Origin of the sequence: Marinomonas colpomeniae, assembly GCF_014803385.1 — a bacterium.
Lineage (GTDB): Bacteria > Pseudomonadota > Gammaproteobacteria > Pseudomonadales > Marinomonadaceae > Marinomonas > Marinomonas colpomeniae.
Genome location: NZ_JACYFC010000003.1, coordinates 98582 through 111648, shown reverse-complemented (window position 1 = coordinate 111648; position 13067 = coordinate 98582). Strand labels below are relative to the sequence as shown.

The 13067-nt window shown below is 40.2% G+C and carries 15 protein-coding genes; 5 read left to right on the top strand and 10 right to left on the bottom strand.

The annotated features are described in order from the left end of the window. Positions 1 to 11: 11 nt before the first annotated feature. From IF202_RS09845 to IF202_RS09825, 5 genes are all read right to left on the bottom strand, one after another. Positions 12 to 974, bottom strand: a complete 963-nt coding sequence (locus IF202_RS09845) for an ABC transporter permease (protein ID WP_191594735.1) — start codon at positions 972 to 974, stop codon at positions 12 to 14. Positions 975 to 1164: 190 nt separating this feature from the next. Beyond that, positions 1165 to 2760, bottom strand: a complete 1596-nt coding sequence (locus IF202_RS09840; protein WP_191594734.1) for an ABC transporter substrate-binding protein — start codon at positions 2758 to 2760, stop codon at positions 1165 to 1167. Between the two features lie 157 nt (positions 2761 to 2917). Beyond that, a complete protein-coding gene (gene yqfB, locus IF202_RS09835) occupies positions 2918 to 3232 on the bottom strand; it encodes a N(4)-acetylcytidine aminohydrolase (protein ID WP_235963448.1) in 315 nt (104 codons plus the stop codon). Continuing rightward, on the bottom strand, positions 3229 to 4281 hold the full coding sequence (locus IF202_RS09830; RefSeq protein ID WP_191594733.1) for a DUF2157 domain-containing protein: 1053 nt from the start codon (positions 4279 to 4281) through the stop codon (positions 3229 to 3231). The genes yqfB and IF202_RS09830 overlap by 4 nt, the downstream gene beginning before the upstream one ends. A gap of 95 nt (positions 4282 to 4376) precedes the next feature. Beyond that, positions 4377 to 4940 (bottom strand): 3'-5' exonuclease, encoded by a 564-nt coding sequence (locus IF202_RS09825; RefSeq protein ID WP_235963447.1) that lies wholly within the window; start codon positions 4938 to 4940, stop codon positions 4377 to 4379. Positions 4941 to 5101: 161 nt separating this feature from the next. On the opposite strand from IF202_RS09825, the gene IF202_RS09820 reads away from it, so the two are divergent. After that, entirely contained in the window at positions 5102 to 6007 is a 906-nt protein-coding gene (locus tag IF202_RS09820) for a pseudouridine synthase (protein ID WP_191594731.1), read from the top strand. Positions 6008 to 6027: 20 nt separating this feature from the next. Here the strand turns inward: IF202_RS09820 and IF202_RS09815 are convergent, their stop codons facing one another. Beyond that, on the bottom strand, positions 6028 to 6927 hold the full coding sequence (locus IF202_RS09815) for a DMT family transporter (RefSeq protein ID WP_191594730.1): 900 nt from the start codon (positions 6925 to 6927) through the stop codon (positions 6028 to 6030). Between the two features lie 107 nt (positions 6928 to 7034). Between IF202_RS09815 and IF202_RS09810 the strand changes: the two genes are divergently transcribed. Further along, positions 7035 to 7967: a LysR family transcriptional regulator gene (locus IF202_RS09810; RefSeq protein WP_235963445.1), complete on the top strand. Its 933-nt coding sequence runs from the start codon at positions 7035 to 7037 to the stop codon at positions 7965 to 7967. Positions 7968 to 8107: 140 nt separating this feature from the next. On the opposite strand, the gene IF202_RS09805 is transcribed toward IF202_RS09810, so the two are convergent. Next, positions 8108 to 8527, bottom strand: coding sequence for a tetratricopeptide repeat protein (locus IF202_RS09805; RefSeq protein ID WP_191594729.1), 420 nt, complete (start codon positions 8525 to 8527; stop codon positions 8108 to 8110). Between the two features lie 209 nt (positions 8528 to 8736). Next, entirely contained in the window at positions 8737 to 9381 is a 645-nt protein-coding gene (locus IF202_RS09800; RefSeq protein WP_191594728.1) for a peroxiredoxin-like family protein, read from the bottom strand. Positions 9382 to 9563: 182 nt separating this feature from the next. On the opposite strand from IF202_RS09800, the gene IF202_RS09795 reads away from it, so the two are divergent. The 3 genes from IF202_RS09795 (at position 9564) to IF202_RS17700 (ending at position 11166) form a co-directional block, all read left to right on the top strand. Further along, positions 9564 to 10136: a TetR/AcrR family transcriptional regulator gene (locus IF202_RS09795; RefSeq protein WP_191594727.1), complete on the top strand. Its 573-nt coding sequence runs from the start codon at positions 9564 to 9566 to the stop codon at positions 10134 to 10136. Positions 10137 to 10185: 49 nt separating this feature from the next. Then, entirely contained in the window at positions 10186 to 10851 is a 666-nt protein-coding gene (locus IF202_RS09790; RefSeq protein ID WP_191594726.1) for a LysE family translocator, read from the top strand. A 105-nt stretch (positions 10852 to 10956) separates the two neighbouring features. Continuing rightward, the gene (locus IF202_RS17700; protein WP_328797216.1) at positions 10957 to 11166 is read left to right on the top strand and encodes a hypothetical protein; all 210 of its coding nucleotides are present in this window, start codon (positions 10957 to 10959) and stop codon (positions 11164 to 11166) included. Between the two features lie 219 nt (positions 11167 to 11385). Here the strand turns inward: IF202_RS17700 and IF202_RS09780 are convergent, their stop codons facing one another. Then, a complete protein-coding gene (locus IF202_RS09780) occupies positions 11386 to 12036 on the bottom strand; it encodes a peroxiredoxin-like family protein (protein WP_191594725.1) in 651 nt (216 codons plus the stop codon). A gap of 140 nt (positions 12037 to 12176) precedes the next feature. After that, positions 12177 to 13028: a bifunctional hydroxymethylpyrimidine kinase/phosphomethylpyrimidine kinase gene (gene thiD / locus IF202_RS09775; RefSeq protein WP_191594724.1), complete on the bottom strand. Its 852-nt coding sequence runs from the start codon at positions 13026 to 13028 to the stop codon at positions 12177 to 12179. Between the last annotated feature and the right edge of the window lie 39 nt (positions 13029 to 13067).

Below are 13067 nucleotides of genomic sequence, written 5' to 3'. Positions count from 1 at the left end.
CATCTCCCTACCTACACTCGAAGACGTGGATCAATGGCCACATACAAAAGATCAACAAGCAAGTTCACCACCACAAAGAAAAAAGCGATGACAACCAAATAAACCCCCATCACAGGGATATCAACAAAGCGGATGGATTCCAGAAACAACAAGCCCATTCCCGGCCATTGGAAAACACTTTCGGTGACAATTGAAAACGCGATAACACCGCCGAACTGCAAACCAATAATGGTAATAACAGGCACCATGGTATTCGCCAGCGCATGTCGGAAATAAAGCTGTCTCATGGGTACACCGCGAGCAGTGGCGAAACGAATATAATCAGATCGCATCACATCCATCATTTGTGCTCGCACCAAACGCATCGTCAATGTCAGTTGATAAACACCAAGAGTAACCGCAGGTAAGATAAGCGCTCGCCAACCATCAATAGAAAAGAAAGAACTTTCCCAGAAACCGATATTGACGGTTTCCCCTCGACCAAAAGTAGGCAACCACCCTAGCTGTACTCCAAATAAGAAAATAAGCATGATGCCGATAACAAAGGTCGGTATAGAAATACCAATAAGCGTGGTTATTAGAATGGTTTGAGTAATAACGCCCCTTGGCCGTAACGCGGTATAAACACCGGCGGGAATACCAACTACCAGTGAAATGAGTAATGCAACAACACCTAATTCAAGCGTCGCAGGAATACGACTGGCGATCATTTCAGCAACAGGTTGACGAGTACGAAACGAGTAACCAAAGTCGCCTTGTAGCATATCGACAGTAAATCGGCCAAATTGGCTAATGAAGGGATCGTTCAGTCCCAATTCTTCACGCAGTCTTTCTTGATCGACAACGGAGGTTTCTACGCCCGTCATTTGCGTAATCGGGTCCCCAACAAAGCGGAACAAAGAGAAGGCTAAAAAAGCCACCGCGAGCATCACAAACACAGATTGTATGAGTCGCTTATAAATAAAATAAAACATCAATGTTCAACTTTTAAACCGTTAATTTTTTATGTTAGAAGGTGTTTTAGATGACAGAGCAAACGAAACTAATAGCGTCTAAAAAACAATGCCGTCTAAAAAAGTAAAGCTAATACCCTACTGAAGAAGGAAATACACCTATCCTCAACAAGGTATTAGCTCGTACCCTAACCTTATAAAGGCTTCTTCACTAATTCACAGTAACCCAACGCAATAAGAAGAAGTTATCCGCACGTTGCGTCATATCAACATTTTCTTTTGTTGCCCAAATTAATGGTTGAGTATAAAGCGGGATATACGCAGCGTCTTTCTGCGTAATAGACACTACTTCATCGATCAAGTTCTGACGATTGGTAGGATTGATTTCTTGCTGAATCAATGGAAGTAACTCATCAACACGTGCATTTGAGTAATTACCAAAGTTCCAAGAACCCAATTTTTTCGCATCGTCTTGGCTATGCAACAAGAAACGAATTGGGTGTTCCATATCAAAGGTACCTGGTGACCAACCTAGCAAGTACATATCGAAATCATCAGCGCGTAACTGAGTCCAATAATCACGAACTGGGCCCGTGCTTAATTTCGCTTTTAGACCAACGGCACTCAGCATAGACGCTGCGGCACGACATAAAGCTTCATCGTTGATGTAACGGTCATTCGTACATTTTAAGCCAAAGCTAAAGCCATTCGGGTAACCCGCTTCTGCTAGCAACTCTTTCGCACGTTTTGGATCGTATTCATGGCGAGCGGCGTTTTTCTCAGAATAGCCTGAGATACCAGCTGGTACCAATTGAGATGCCGCTTCAATTTTGCCACGGAACAAGACTCGATCAATCGAAGCCATGTTAATCGCATGAGATGCAGCTAAACGAACGCGAGGATCTTTAAATGGATTCGCGTCTTTCACATCAGAAGAATAAAGCAGTTTTTCGTGTTCATGGCCGAAACCAAACATAATGACACGGGTTTCTTCACCTTCTAAGATTTTAAAGCCTTTACGGCTTTCAACTTGTTTAGCGTCTTGCAATGGAATTGGCTGGATAAAGTCGATTTCGCCTGAAAGTAAAGCTGCAATCCCTGTTGCAGGATTACCGATTGGTGTAAAGACCGCTTCCGTCACATTATGTGTCGCAGTGTCCCACCAGCCAGAATACGGTTTTAGAACGGTTTTAACGCCTGGATCACGGCTTGATAAAACAAAAGGCCCTGTGCCGTTCACATTCATAGTAGCGAAGTTTTCAGCATCACTTGCTGGCAAAACGGCGTTGTTTTTCTCAGCCCAACCTTTATCCAATATCATAAAGTTAGCGATAGAATCTGGGAAAAGTGGATTCGGAGCCGTCGTCACAAAATCAATCGTGTAGTCGTCAACAACTGTGACGTCAGCAACGGGTGCAAACCATGAACGAACGTCAGCCGCTTCACTAGAAGCGCGTTGATAGGAAAATAATACGTCTTCCGCAGTAAAAGCAGCACCATTTTGAAAGGTAACATTTTCACGTAAATGAAAGCGCCAGCCATTTTGACCAACTAGCGGTTCCCAAGACGTTGCTAATGATGGCTCTATGGCCATCGCTTCGCCACGTCGTACCAAACCTTCATAGACATTGTTCAAAAAGGACAATACGGGGGCGGAGTTTACAGCGTGTGGGTCCATAGTTTGTGGGTCAGTATTGGAAGCCCAACGGAATGTCTCTGCTGATGCACCTGTTGCAGACACTCCTGCTGCCAGTGAAACTAAAACACTGGAGAGTAAAGCCGAATGGCGTAAACTACGTTTTTTCATAGTATTTTCCTATAAAACAATTTTCGAATAAATTGAGAATAAACATCTTCTTTGACAAAGTCTATATGCAGATTCCATGCCCAAGAGACTGAAATAAAAAGTAAAATTCCTCAAAGCCACACTTAAAAAACTTTCAAATGAAATAATGCAAAAGAAGCTACCGAATCAGTTCATAGGAAATCACATAAAGCCTTTCTATATTTGGGTAAATTTCTTGAATAACGTTTTTCAATTCGAGAAGTGTCATGTTTTCTTGTTTAGCATGAAAGTCCGACAATTCATTAAAATTTACGGTTTCAACCGATTGTATTTTTAGCTCGCAAAACCAACGATCATCTTCATACGTAGAGACTTGCACTATGCTGTTTGGTGCATAGTCTTTTTCTGATTCATCTCGAATAGTAATCGTTTTTTTGCCAGACATAATATCGGCTTCGAAACGTTCAAAAAATGTTATTTTAGACTGGCTCAAAGTGCCTTCCTTACTTTGCTTTTGACCGCATTCATTTGCCATATTTTTTCTGCTCTTGCTCCTAAATACCAGAAACTTAAAGCCAAAATAGTAAAGAATATCGCCTTATCAGTGTCTTCCCAAAAATATTCAAAGAACTTGGTATAGAGGTTTATAAAGAGAAAGGTCAAACCAAACCCTCTGGTCATACCATCGTCATGTTTCACACCATGATAAATAGAGGCACAAGCCGCCACAGCAAATAAGAGTGACCAACCAAATAACTCAAAATGCTCTGCTCTATGCCAAAATGATGCAGTGTTACCAAACAAAGACAAAATCCAAAGCGCAATAAACAAATAGAGCAAACCAATCGCTCTTGTTGGTCTTACAAATTCACATCTACTCTGCCAGTGGTTAAATATGTACGAGCCACAAAAAATCAACACCAAACCAACAAGAATAAATCTCAGGGGATAATTCATTCCAAGATAATAAGCCCCCCAACCAGAATAGTAGCCTGTCTCAGCACCAAACCAACTGCCCAGTGATATTAACGAAAATAGCCAAACCAGCTTTGAAGGAAACCACAAACCTAACAACCCATAAACAAGAGCGGCAAGCAAAAGAAGAAGAGAGAAATGACCTGTTCCTGTGTCCATTGCATTGCCTAGCAAAGCAATAGAGCCAGCTGTCGTAAGGATACCTAAAAAGAAAATGGCTTCATTACTGTAAATTTTCTCAGGGTATTTATATTTTCTTTTGATACCAAGAAAATATAAGCCTCCAGAAAGAGCAAAAAACAAGAGACTTTTGACAAAATCATTCATATCAAATAAAGACATAAACAAATCAATAACCCACTCATTAGCAAGAACAGAGGCAACAGAAATAACAATACAAATGATCGCAACCCAAAATGAATACTTGGCGACTCGCTTCCAGTCAAATGGGATGACATCATAAGAAGATTGAAGTTTCTCACTTTCTGATTCAGAAATAATGTCTGTTTCAAGCCAGTTTTTAATTGCGCCATCAAGAACCTTGCCTTCCTTTTTCGACACTTGCATAAACTTCTTTTCCTTATCTTTTTGATATACCAATCAGACACTAAAAAATGATCTGTTAGTGTCGAAGGATTATAAAATCCTATGTAATATTCGTCTTAATCATTTTTTACAATAAGACCTTTCGCTCTTAACTCAGCGACAATACAAATCGCACAGTGAGCGTCATTTGCTGCATACAAAACCTGATGATTTTTAAGTGGATACGCACCCCAATTAGATTTTTGAGCGCCCTTCCCTAATCGTGTATTTAATACCATAGCGACAGCTGCTCTTGCCCCTATGCTATTTTTTTCATCTACTAAATTTTTTAATGTGACAGATAAATCTTCCGTATTGTTTATTTCTATATCTAACTTATTGCGCAGTTCTTTATTGTCGCCTTTCAGTCCAAAACCAAATTTTTTGATGTTTGAATTGCTTAATAAGGCTCGGACAGCATTTACAGCGGCAGGAAATCGAGTGGGGAATAAATACGCCTTAGATTGGGTCGCCAGTTGAATTAACGATGGTCCTGGGCTCACTTCGCCTTTGCGAAAAATTGGTTTACTTTCGGTATCGAACCCTAAACACACTTCGTTTTCTAACGCTTTTAATGCCTCGGCAGCATCCTGTTCATTTTCAATGATCTTAATATCTAATAGATCAAGTCCCGTATACATGGGTAACTCTCTTATCTGTTCCTTAGTAGGACGCTGCATATTTTGGCTCTTGATTAAACACACTTAGTTCTTCATGAAACACTTATCACAAGCTCGTACAATCAAGCTCATGGTATAGTCACCATTAATCACACGTTATAGACGAAGGTTTGGGTCGCTACATGGTAATGTCAGAAAAACCATCAAAGTTAAGTTTACCTCAGACGAACCCCGGCGTCGCCACAGTGCTGGAATACCTGATCATTAAATTCCCCTACATTGATATTCAGGTTTGGCAGCAACGCATGACTGACGGTAAGGTACATTGGCACGATGGTTCATTAATAACGGCACAAACCCTCTTTCAGCCTCAGCAACGTGTCTATTATTACAGAGAGGTTCAAAATGAACCTCTTATTCCTTTTGAAGAAATCGTATTGTTTCAGGATGAACATATTTTAGTGGCGTATAAACCTCACTTCCTCCCTGTTACACCTGGTGGAATGTATGTGAATGAATGCCTGCAAAACCGTTTACGTCGCCACACTGGTATCGAGAACCTACAAGCTTTGCATCGCTTAGACAGAGTGACTGCAGGCTTAGTTATGTTCTCTACTAATCTAGACACCCGCCATGATTATCATCATTTGTTTGAGACTCGACAAATACACAAAAAGTATCAAGCGATTGCGGGCATCGACGACAGTTTAAAAAAGGATTTGGTAAGTAAAGAGTGGGAGGTTAAGAATCGTATTGTACAATCTGAACCACGCTTTCTAATGAAAGTGATAGAAGGGGAAGCCAACAGTCATTCGGTAATTCGATGTGAACAACACACAGATCAAAAAGCTCTATTTACGTTATTCCCAGTAACAGGTAAAACACACCAACTGCGCCTCCATATGCAAACACTGGGCTGGCCTATATTAAATGACAAATACTACTTACCACTAGGAGCCGAGTTACAGCCAGAGTCAGTAGACAATTATGAAGCTCCGTTGCAGTTGCTGGCAAAAGAACTGTCATTTATAGACCCAATTACTCAACAGCCAAAGCATTTCAGTTGTGACAACAACCTTACGTTGTGACAATAGCTTCTTATTGGAAATTATTGATGTCCGCTTCGTAACGCAGTTTCTACAATAGGCTTACTTTTCACTTGTTTAATAAATAATGCCAACACAATTAATACCATAGCCGTCATTTCAAGTCTGTCTAAGTGATCACCCAATAAAACAGCACCCGTTATTAATGCAACTACCAACTCTAGAGACCCCGTTAAGGCATTCCTATCCGCACATGATTTTGGCGCTCCCAACATAAATAACAACTGAGGAATCACAGCCGCTAACAAAGCAATGCCTAATACAGAAAGCATACCTACAAAAGAGACTGGCAATATTTGTACGGGACCAATCCAGAGTGCAATCGGCAATAACACCAGAACATGACCAATGGTAATCCATGCCATTCTGCTACGAGTTGGTATTTTTTGTTTGGGGTTAGATAAGTATTGGACCTGGGTCGCAACCGCCAAAGGTGCTAGAAAACAAGCAACAACCGCGAATAAGGCCTCTTCAGGTAAGGATTCAGGTCGTATCGTTAAAGACACAGCAATAAGCACTAGCGCTGCGGATACCAAGGTATTTTGCGACGGTGTCCTTTTGAAAATCAGCCAACCAATCAAGACACTAAAAAAGGGGTAACTGTAATAAATAAGAATCGCAGTCGCTGCAGGAATGGTGTCCAATGCATGAAAATACCCAAAAATAGAAACACCACTCGCCAACCCTAACAATAAACTTCTAGAAACTTCCGCTCTATTTGCTCTCGGCACACGTAAACAAAAAATGAAGAACATCGCTGGTAAAATAAAACGATACAGGCTGACCATTTCAGCACCTAAACCGTCTTTAAATAACTGTTGAGCAAAAAACGGGTTTAATCCATAAAAGCAAGCAGCCATTAAAACCAAATACTGTCCGTCCAGTGTAGATTTACGAATCATCTCGATATCATTCCATTAATTTGAAACAAAACAGTAACGCACCACTGATTAAAAAAATAATGAATAATAAACTTTATTGATTAATACTATGCATATATAGACGGCAAATGAAAAACTCAAAAATAGTTAAAGATAAGGCAAAATTTATGAGGCTAGACATCAAACATTGGGAAATGCTCAATGCGATAGACAGAACAGGAACCTTAAGACAGGCAGCGGATGTTCTAGGTATAACTCAATCTGCATTAAGTCATAGACTTGCCGAAGCAGAAAGACGCTTGGGAGGTTTTCTGTTTGAACGCGAAGGCCGTCGGCTTAGGAAAACACCCTCAGGCCGTGCCATGACACAGACAGCAAATCAGATTATTCCTGCGTTACAGCGAGCTGAATTTGATTTCCAACAAATGACAAATAACAAAACCACCGTGGTGCGTTTTGGTATCGCAGCTTATAGCTGCTATCACTGGTTACCCTCTTTTTTAAACGTCATGTCAAAAAAAGAACCTCATATTCAGTTGGAATTGGTCGCGTCCGCTACACAAAATCCACTTAAAAGCCTTCAACACAGCGATGTAGATGTAATTTTAGCACCTGGGCATATGGCAACTATCGGCATCGACTCTATTCCTGTTTTTCAGGATGAACTTGTTTTAATCACGCACCCTAAGCACAAACTAGCCAACAAGCCTTTTATTGAAGCCATCGATTTAGAAAGTGAAGACTATTTGACCTACAGTAAATCAGCACAGCCTGGGTTTGAATACGAGCGCTTCATTCGTCCTTCTGGTGTTGTTCCTCACATGGTCACTGTCGTGGAAGTCACTGATGCCGTTATCGAACTTATCGCATCAAACTTTGGTATCAGTATCTTATCTCGATGGGCGGTTCAATCAGCTATTAAAAATAAGACCGTATCGGCTATTAGTTTAGGAGAAGAAAAGCTTGATCTAGGTTGGTCAGCCTTAATCCGTGAGTCTGAAGCGGACTCTTCCGCTGCTAGACTGGTATCAAGACGATTGGCAGAGTGGTTTACCGTTTAACCCTTTCACACACAGCAACCAACAACTAGAAAAGAAAAAACATGCTGTTTTACGAGTTTCCACATCACATTCTAGTTGTCTTGTAAGTTTTTTTGCTTAAAGCCACACTCTAAATAGCGTTTTAAAGAAAGTGTGAAACCTTACGATTCTTGCAGCTCTTTTAACAAATCATGAATTTCAGCTTTTAGCTCTTTATCAATGATTTTATTACTGTGGATTTTGGCTTTTTCCAAAGACTCAATAGCCCCTGCTCTATCTCCAAACTCTATTTTCAATAGTGCCGCTGAAAAGCAAATAGATGACAAATAATCTTTTGAGTTAACTGCTTCCGCTTTTTTAAAAGCTGTGTCGTAAATACTAATGGCGAGTTCTATGTCATCGGTAAAATCTGCAAGTGTTTCCCACTGTACTGGGTGATCTTTATCTGTACCGTCATTCTCGTCACAAATTTGCTTTAATTCTTCATAATAAGTATCGAAATTTACTTGGTCTTTTTTATGAGCACAACTCATTAGCTCTTTTGCTAAAAAAAGGACTTCTTTATAGATTTTTGTATTCATAATTTACTCTACTTTAAAACGTTTCTATGTTTCATGCCGCCTATGTTAATTTTAATAAACCATTTATGACAGCATTTACCTTGCCCTCCGTATAAAAACATCATTACAAATAACAAAAAAGCCAATGTGGAACTTATCCACACTGGCTTTTGAACTGTCTTGGTTTTTCAAACCCATGAAAGTTAATGTTTAAAAAAGCGCTATCTTAATTAAAGCGTTTTTAGGACAGCAACAACCTCAGCTGGCTCTTGTCGAGCAGTGTAGTCAGCCGTTACAAAAGAACTAGCAACAGTGCCATCTTGCGCAATCACAAATGTTGCCGCTAACGGTAGATCAAACTGACCTTCGCCATTGTGTTTTTCAACTTCGATGCCGAAAGATAGATAGATTGGACGTAGTTCTTCAGCAAGAGAGAATACAAGACCAAGGCTTCTCGCATAGTCTGAATTCACGTCTGACAATACTTCAAACTCTAAGGCATTTTTCTCTGCAGTAGATAATGATGAGTCAGGAAGTTCAGGTGTAATAGCAACCAAGGTGCCGTTTTCTCCTTTGATGTTCGCTAACTGATCTTGAAAAGCTTTTAGTTCTAGATTGCAATAAGGGCACCATCCACCACGGTAGAAAGTTAGAACCACTGGGCCTTTTGCCAATAGCGCTTCTAAGTTAACCGTTTCGCCATGCTGATTTGATAGAGAAAATGGCAGAATTTTATCTGATACTTTTGGCGCTTTATCAACAATGCCAGTATCTGCTAGTTCTTGTGTTACCTGCTTCATAAGCTCTTGAACATTTTGTGGCGCTTTCTGAACAAACGCTGCTTTGTATTCTGCAATATTATCTTGTAATGACATGGTAAAACCTCATGAATCGATAGAATTAACTTGAATGATCATTCAAACAGTTATGAAATAATGATTCAAGTACTTTTTTGAGCATTCATTCAAGAAGTTGCAGATACCTTAATCGAGCCGCTATACTGCATAAAAACTCACAAAATTTGCATTAAATGACAGAATCGGCAGAGTAAACTTTTATGGCTAGAGTACGATTTGACAAGGAAAAGGTATTAGAAAGTGCGACCAATGCTTTTTGGCACTTGGGTTACACTGCTACATCTATGCAAACTCTTGTTGAACTAACGGGTCTAAAGCCTGGCAGTATTTATTTGGCATTTGGCAACAAAGAAGGCTTATTCAAAGAATCATTGGATTATTATGCTCAGCAATCTTTAGACAACTTAGAAGCCACCCTTGATAAGTACCAATCAGCAGAAGAGGCCCTGCCTCATATTCTAATGACGTTTGTTGAAGAGTCTTGTCAGTCTGAATACTGCAGCTGTTTTTTAGTCAAAAGCCAACTTGAGTTAAGTGAACAGCAAACGGAATTAAAAGACCATGTCTCGCAGCGCTTACGGAAAGTTGAATCGCTCTATTTTGCAAGTTTTCTAAAGAACAACACTGAAAATGTAGCGAAAGCTAAAGCTGCCAGCATCATGTTACATATATTTGGCGTACGTGTTTACGGCTACCATAGCCATTCCAAAGATCAATTAATTGATGCCCTTCACCTCGGTTTACCTTGGTTGTCTTGGCCTATTAATCATTAGAAAATAAATTAACCTTCTACTACTTTTTTTCATAATAAGGATAGAAAAAATGAATTACGATATGTTGGCCCTCTATATTGTTGTGGCTTTTTTCTACATTATTAGCCCAGGACCAGCAGTATTTTTGGCAATATACAATGGAGCACTTAATGGCATAAAACCAGTAATGGTATCTGCTGTAGGAAACAGCCTTGGACTGCTTTTTCTATCTACTGTTTCTATTAGTGGTTTAAGCGCTATTTTATTAGCTTCTTCAACCTTGTTTACTGGGTTAAAAATTACTGGGGCGTGTTATTTAATCTATTTAGGAATAAAACAGTTTCGTAGTCACTCTCGAAGTTCTTTATTTCCTTCGACTTCTGAATCTAAAGGCAATCAATCAGAAAGCCCTCATTCAAAAGAACCTCTAAAGCTTTTTCCGTTTTTTAAGGAAGGTCTTTTTATTGCGTCGACTAACCCTAAACCTATCTTATTTTTTACCGCTCTATTCCCACAGTTTTTAGACACTGGCCAACCGATCTCACTTCAATTTATTGTGATGACTTTCATCTTTATGGCGTTTTCATTCTTATCTCTTACCACTTATGGTTTTCTAGCTAGAAAAGCTAAAGGAAGCCTGTCTAAGCCAAGCAACATTAAATGGTTTACTCGTATTAGTGGTGGGCTGTTCGTCGGTATGGGAACCAGCATATTCTTTATGAAAAGCTCTAACTAAAGCCTTAATCATTCTAGTCTCACCGTTTTTTATCTAATAAAATCAACATGGTTGTTGGTTTTAGAATGCAATAAGATTCAAACTTCAACACAAGATGAATGAAAGATGGAAAGGTATATTTCAAAACCAGTTATTCAAGAAGAAACCACTGGCTGTGGTATTGCATCCGTGGCTAACATTGTTGGAAAAAACTACTCCGAAATGAAAACCATTGCTAACAATATGGGAATTTATGCGTCTGATGAGTCTCTTTGGTCTGATACGCGCTATGTGAGAAAGCTTTTATCTGCTTTCGCAGTATCAAACTTCTCCTGATGAAATACCTTTTGAATCATGGTCTATCTTACCCAATTTAGCTTTGCTATCGATTAAGCACCATCAAGAAGGTGGAAAGAATTTCTGGCACTGGGTATTGTTCAGGCGATCAGAAGAAAAAATGGCAGTATGGGATTCAGCCAGTTACTTGACATCAAATATAAGAATAGATTTTGATGCCATGCAACCAGCCTAGTATATCGAAGTTACTAAAGAAATTTAAACAAGTTTCTGCAATGCTTCGATGATATCACTTGGCTCTGAACGAGTACGATAATCCACATCGACAAAACGCCACACCACCGTTCCATCTTGGCCGATAACAAAGGTTGCAGGAATAGGTAACACATTACCGTTGCCATTATTAACTGTTTCAAGATCAAGACCACGATCCACTCGCATATGTTCTAGTAGAAACTCAGGTACTTCCCATGCCACGCCGTACCCCACAGAAACTCTTGCACTTTGATCTGACAATACTTGAAAGCCCATTTGGCTGATTTCGTCTTTGCTTAATGAGTCATCTGGTACTTGTGGACTGATGGCAATAAGTTCGGCACCCAAGTCATGGATGTCATTTAAACGTGCTTGTAAGGCTCTAAGCTGTAGGTTGCAGTATGGACACCAGCTACCACGGTAAAAAGTGACAACCACTGGGCCTTTTTCTAATAAATCCGCCAAAGACGTTGCTTGGTTTTCTTGATTGGGCAGTTCAAAATTTGGCGCTTGATCACCTAATGCAATAGCATCAGCGCCTTGCTCAAAGCGTTTGGCTTGCTCGATGACGTCATCTACGCCTTTCATAAAGTCTGGTTTGGCGGCGCGACCTTCTGCTACTTTCGCATCCGTTTGTTCTTTTAGACTTCTCATGCTTTTCCTCTCAACCAATACAATAATATCTAGCAATAGCGCTATCTTGCTAGATACAGTACTGCCAAATTTCAGCGGATACCAACGAGAAACGAGATAAGAATGAGGAAGGGATTAAGATTGCCACTCTAAGCCTTTTTTCAAACAATATCCCGATGACCTTTAAAAAAGTGATTAACTGGACCATAGCCTTGGCCTATCTGCAATTCATCAGCATGAGCAATGGCATGTGAAATGTAGTTTTTGCCTAACTTAACCGCTCGCAACAAGTCATTCCCTTGCGCTAAATAGGAAGCAATAGCGGAAGATAAAGTACAACCTGTGCCATGTGTATTGAGAGTCTGAATGCGCTTGGCTGTAAATTCTTCGATTCGATCATCAAAGATAAGAAGATCCGTGCTGTTGTCTTCTTTTTCTAAATGCCCACCTTTAAGCAGCACTGCTTTCAAATTAAGCTGACGCAATTTCTCGACCATAGCGCGCATTGATAAGTCATCAGTTGGTAGCGGAGAATTTGTCAAAGCCGCGGATTCTGGAAGGTTGGGTGTAATTAAGTCAGCGAGAGGTAAAAGTTCGGATTTCAACGTGTCGATGGCAGATGTTTTTAGTAACAAATCCCCACTGGTTGCGACCATCACAGGATCAACAACCAAAAATTCAGGATGATATTGTTTGAGCTTAGCCGCCACTAATTTGATCGTCTCACTGTCGGCCAACATCCCGACTTTAACGGCTACGACATTTAAATCCGTGAAAACAGCGTCGAGCTGTTTTTCGACATGCTCTAAGGGAATTGGAAAAATGGCGGAAACGCCAAGGGTATTTTGGGCAGTAATTGCCGTAATGACTGAACAAGCATAACTTCCCGTTGCAGACATGGCTTTGATATCGGCTTGAATGCCAGCGCCACCGCCACTATCGGAACCTGCAATCGTCAGAACAACGGGAGTAGATACAAACGTAGCAGAAGGGGTTGCAGTATGACTCGACATAAAAGCTCCAAAACGGACGTTCTGGAACTAGATCGAGTT

Bases quoted from the DNA above. Each gene is read 5' to 3' on its own strand.
- IF202_RS09845 (WP_191594735.1), bottom strand. From the start codon at position 974: ATGTTTTATTTTATTTATAAGCGACTCATACAATCTGTGTTTGTGATG.
- IF202_RS09840 (WP_191594734.1), bottom strand. From the start codon at position 2,760: ATGAAAAAACGTAGTTTACGCCATTCGGCTTTACTCTCCAGTGTTTTA.
- IF202_RS09830 (WP_191594733.1), bottom strand. From the start codon at position 4,281: ATGCAAGTGTCGAAAAAGGAAGGCAAGGTTCTTGATGGCGCAATTAAA.
- IF202_RS09825 (WP_235963447.1), bottom strand. From the start codon at position 4,940: ATGTATACGGGACTTGATCTATTAGATATTAAGATCATTGAAAATGAA.
- IF202_RS09820 (WP_191594731.1), top strand. From the start codon at position 5,102: ATGGTAATGTCAGAAAAACCATCAAAGTTAAGTTTACCTCAGACGAAC.
- IF202_RS09815 (WP_191594730.1), bottom strand. From the start codon at position 6,927: ATGATTCGTAAATCTACACTGGACGGACAGTATTTGGTTTTAATGGCT.
- IF202_RS09810 (WP_235963445.1), top strand. From the start codon at position 7,035: ATGAAAAACTCAAAAATAGTTAAAGATAAGGCAAAATTTATGAGGCTA.
- IF202_RS09805 (WP_191594729.1), bottom strand. From the start codon at position 8,527: ATGAATACAAAAATCTATAAAGAAGTCCTTTTTTTAGCAAAAGAGCTA.
- IF202_RS09800 (WP_191594728.1), bottom strand. From the start codon at position 9,381: ATGTCATTACAAGATAATATTGCAGAATACAAAGCAGCGTTTGTTCAG.
- IF202_RS09795 (WP_191594727.1), top strand. From the start codon at position 9,564: ATGGCTAGAGTACGATTTGACAAGGAAAAGGTATTAGAAAGTGCGACC.
- IF202_RS09790 (WP_191594726.1), top strand. From the start codon at position 10,186: ATGAATTACGATATGTTGGCCCTCTATATTGTTGTGGCTTTTTTCTAC.
- IF202_RS17700 (WP_328797216.1), top strand. From the start codon at position 10,957: ATGGAAAGGTATATTTCAAAACCAGTTATTCAAGAAGAAACCACTGGC.
- IF202_RS09780 (WP_191594725.1), bottom strand. From the start codon at position 12,036: ATGAGAAGTCTAAAAGAACAAACGGATGCGAAAGTAGCAGAAGGTCGC.
- thiD (WP_191594724.1), bottom strand. From the start codon at position 13,028: ATGTCGAGTCATACTGCAACCCCTTCTGCTACGTTTGTATCTACTCCC.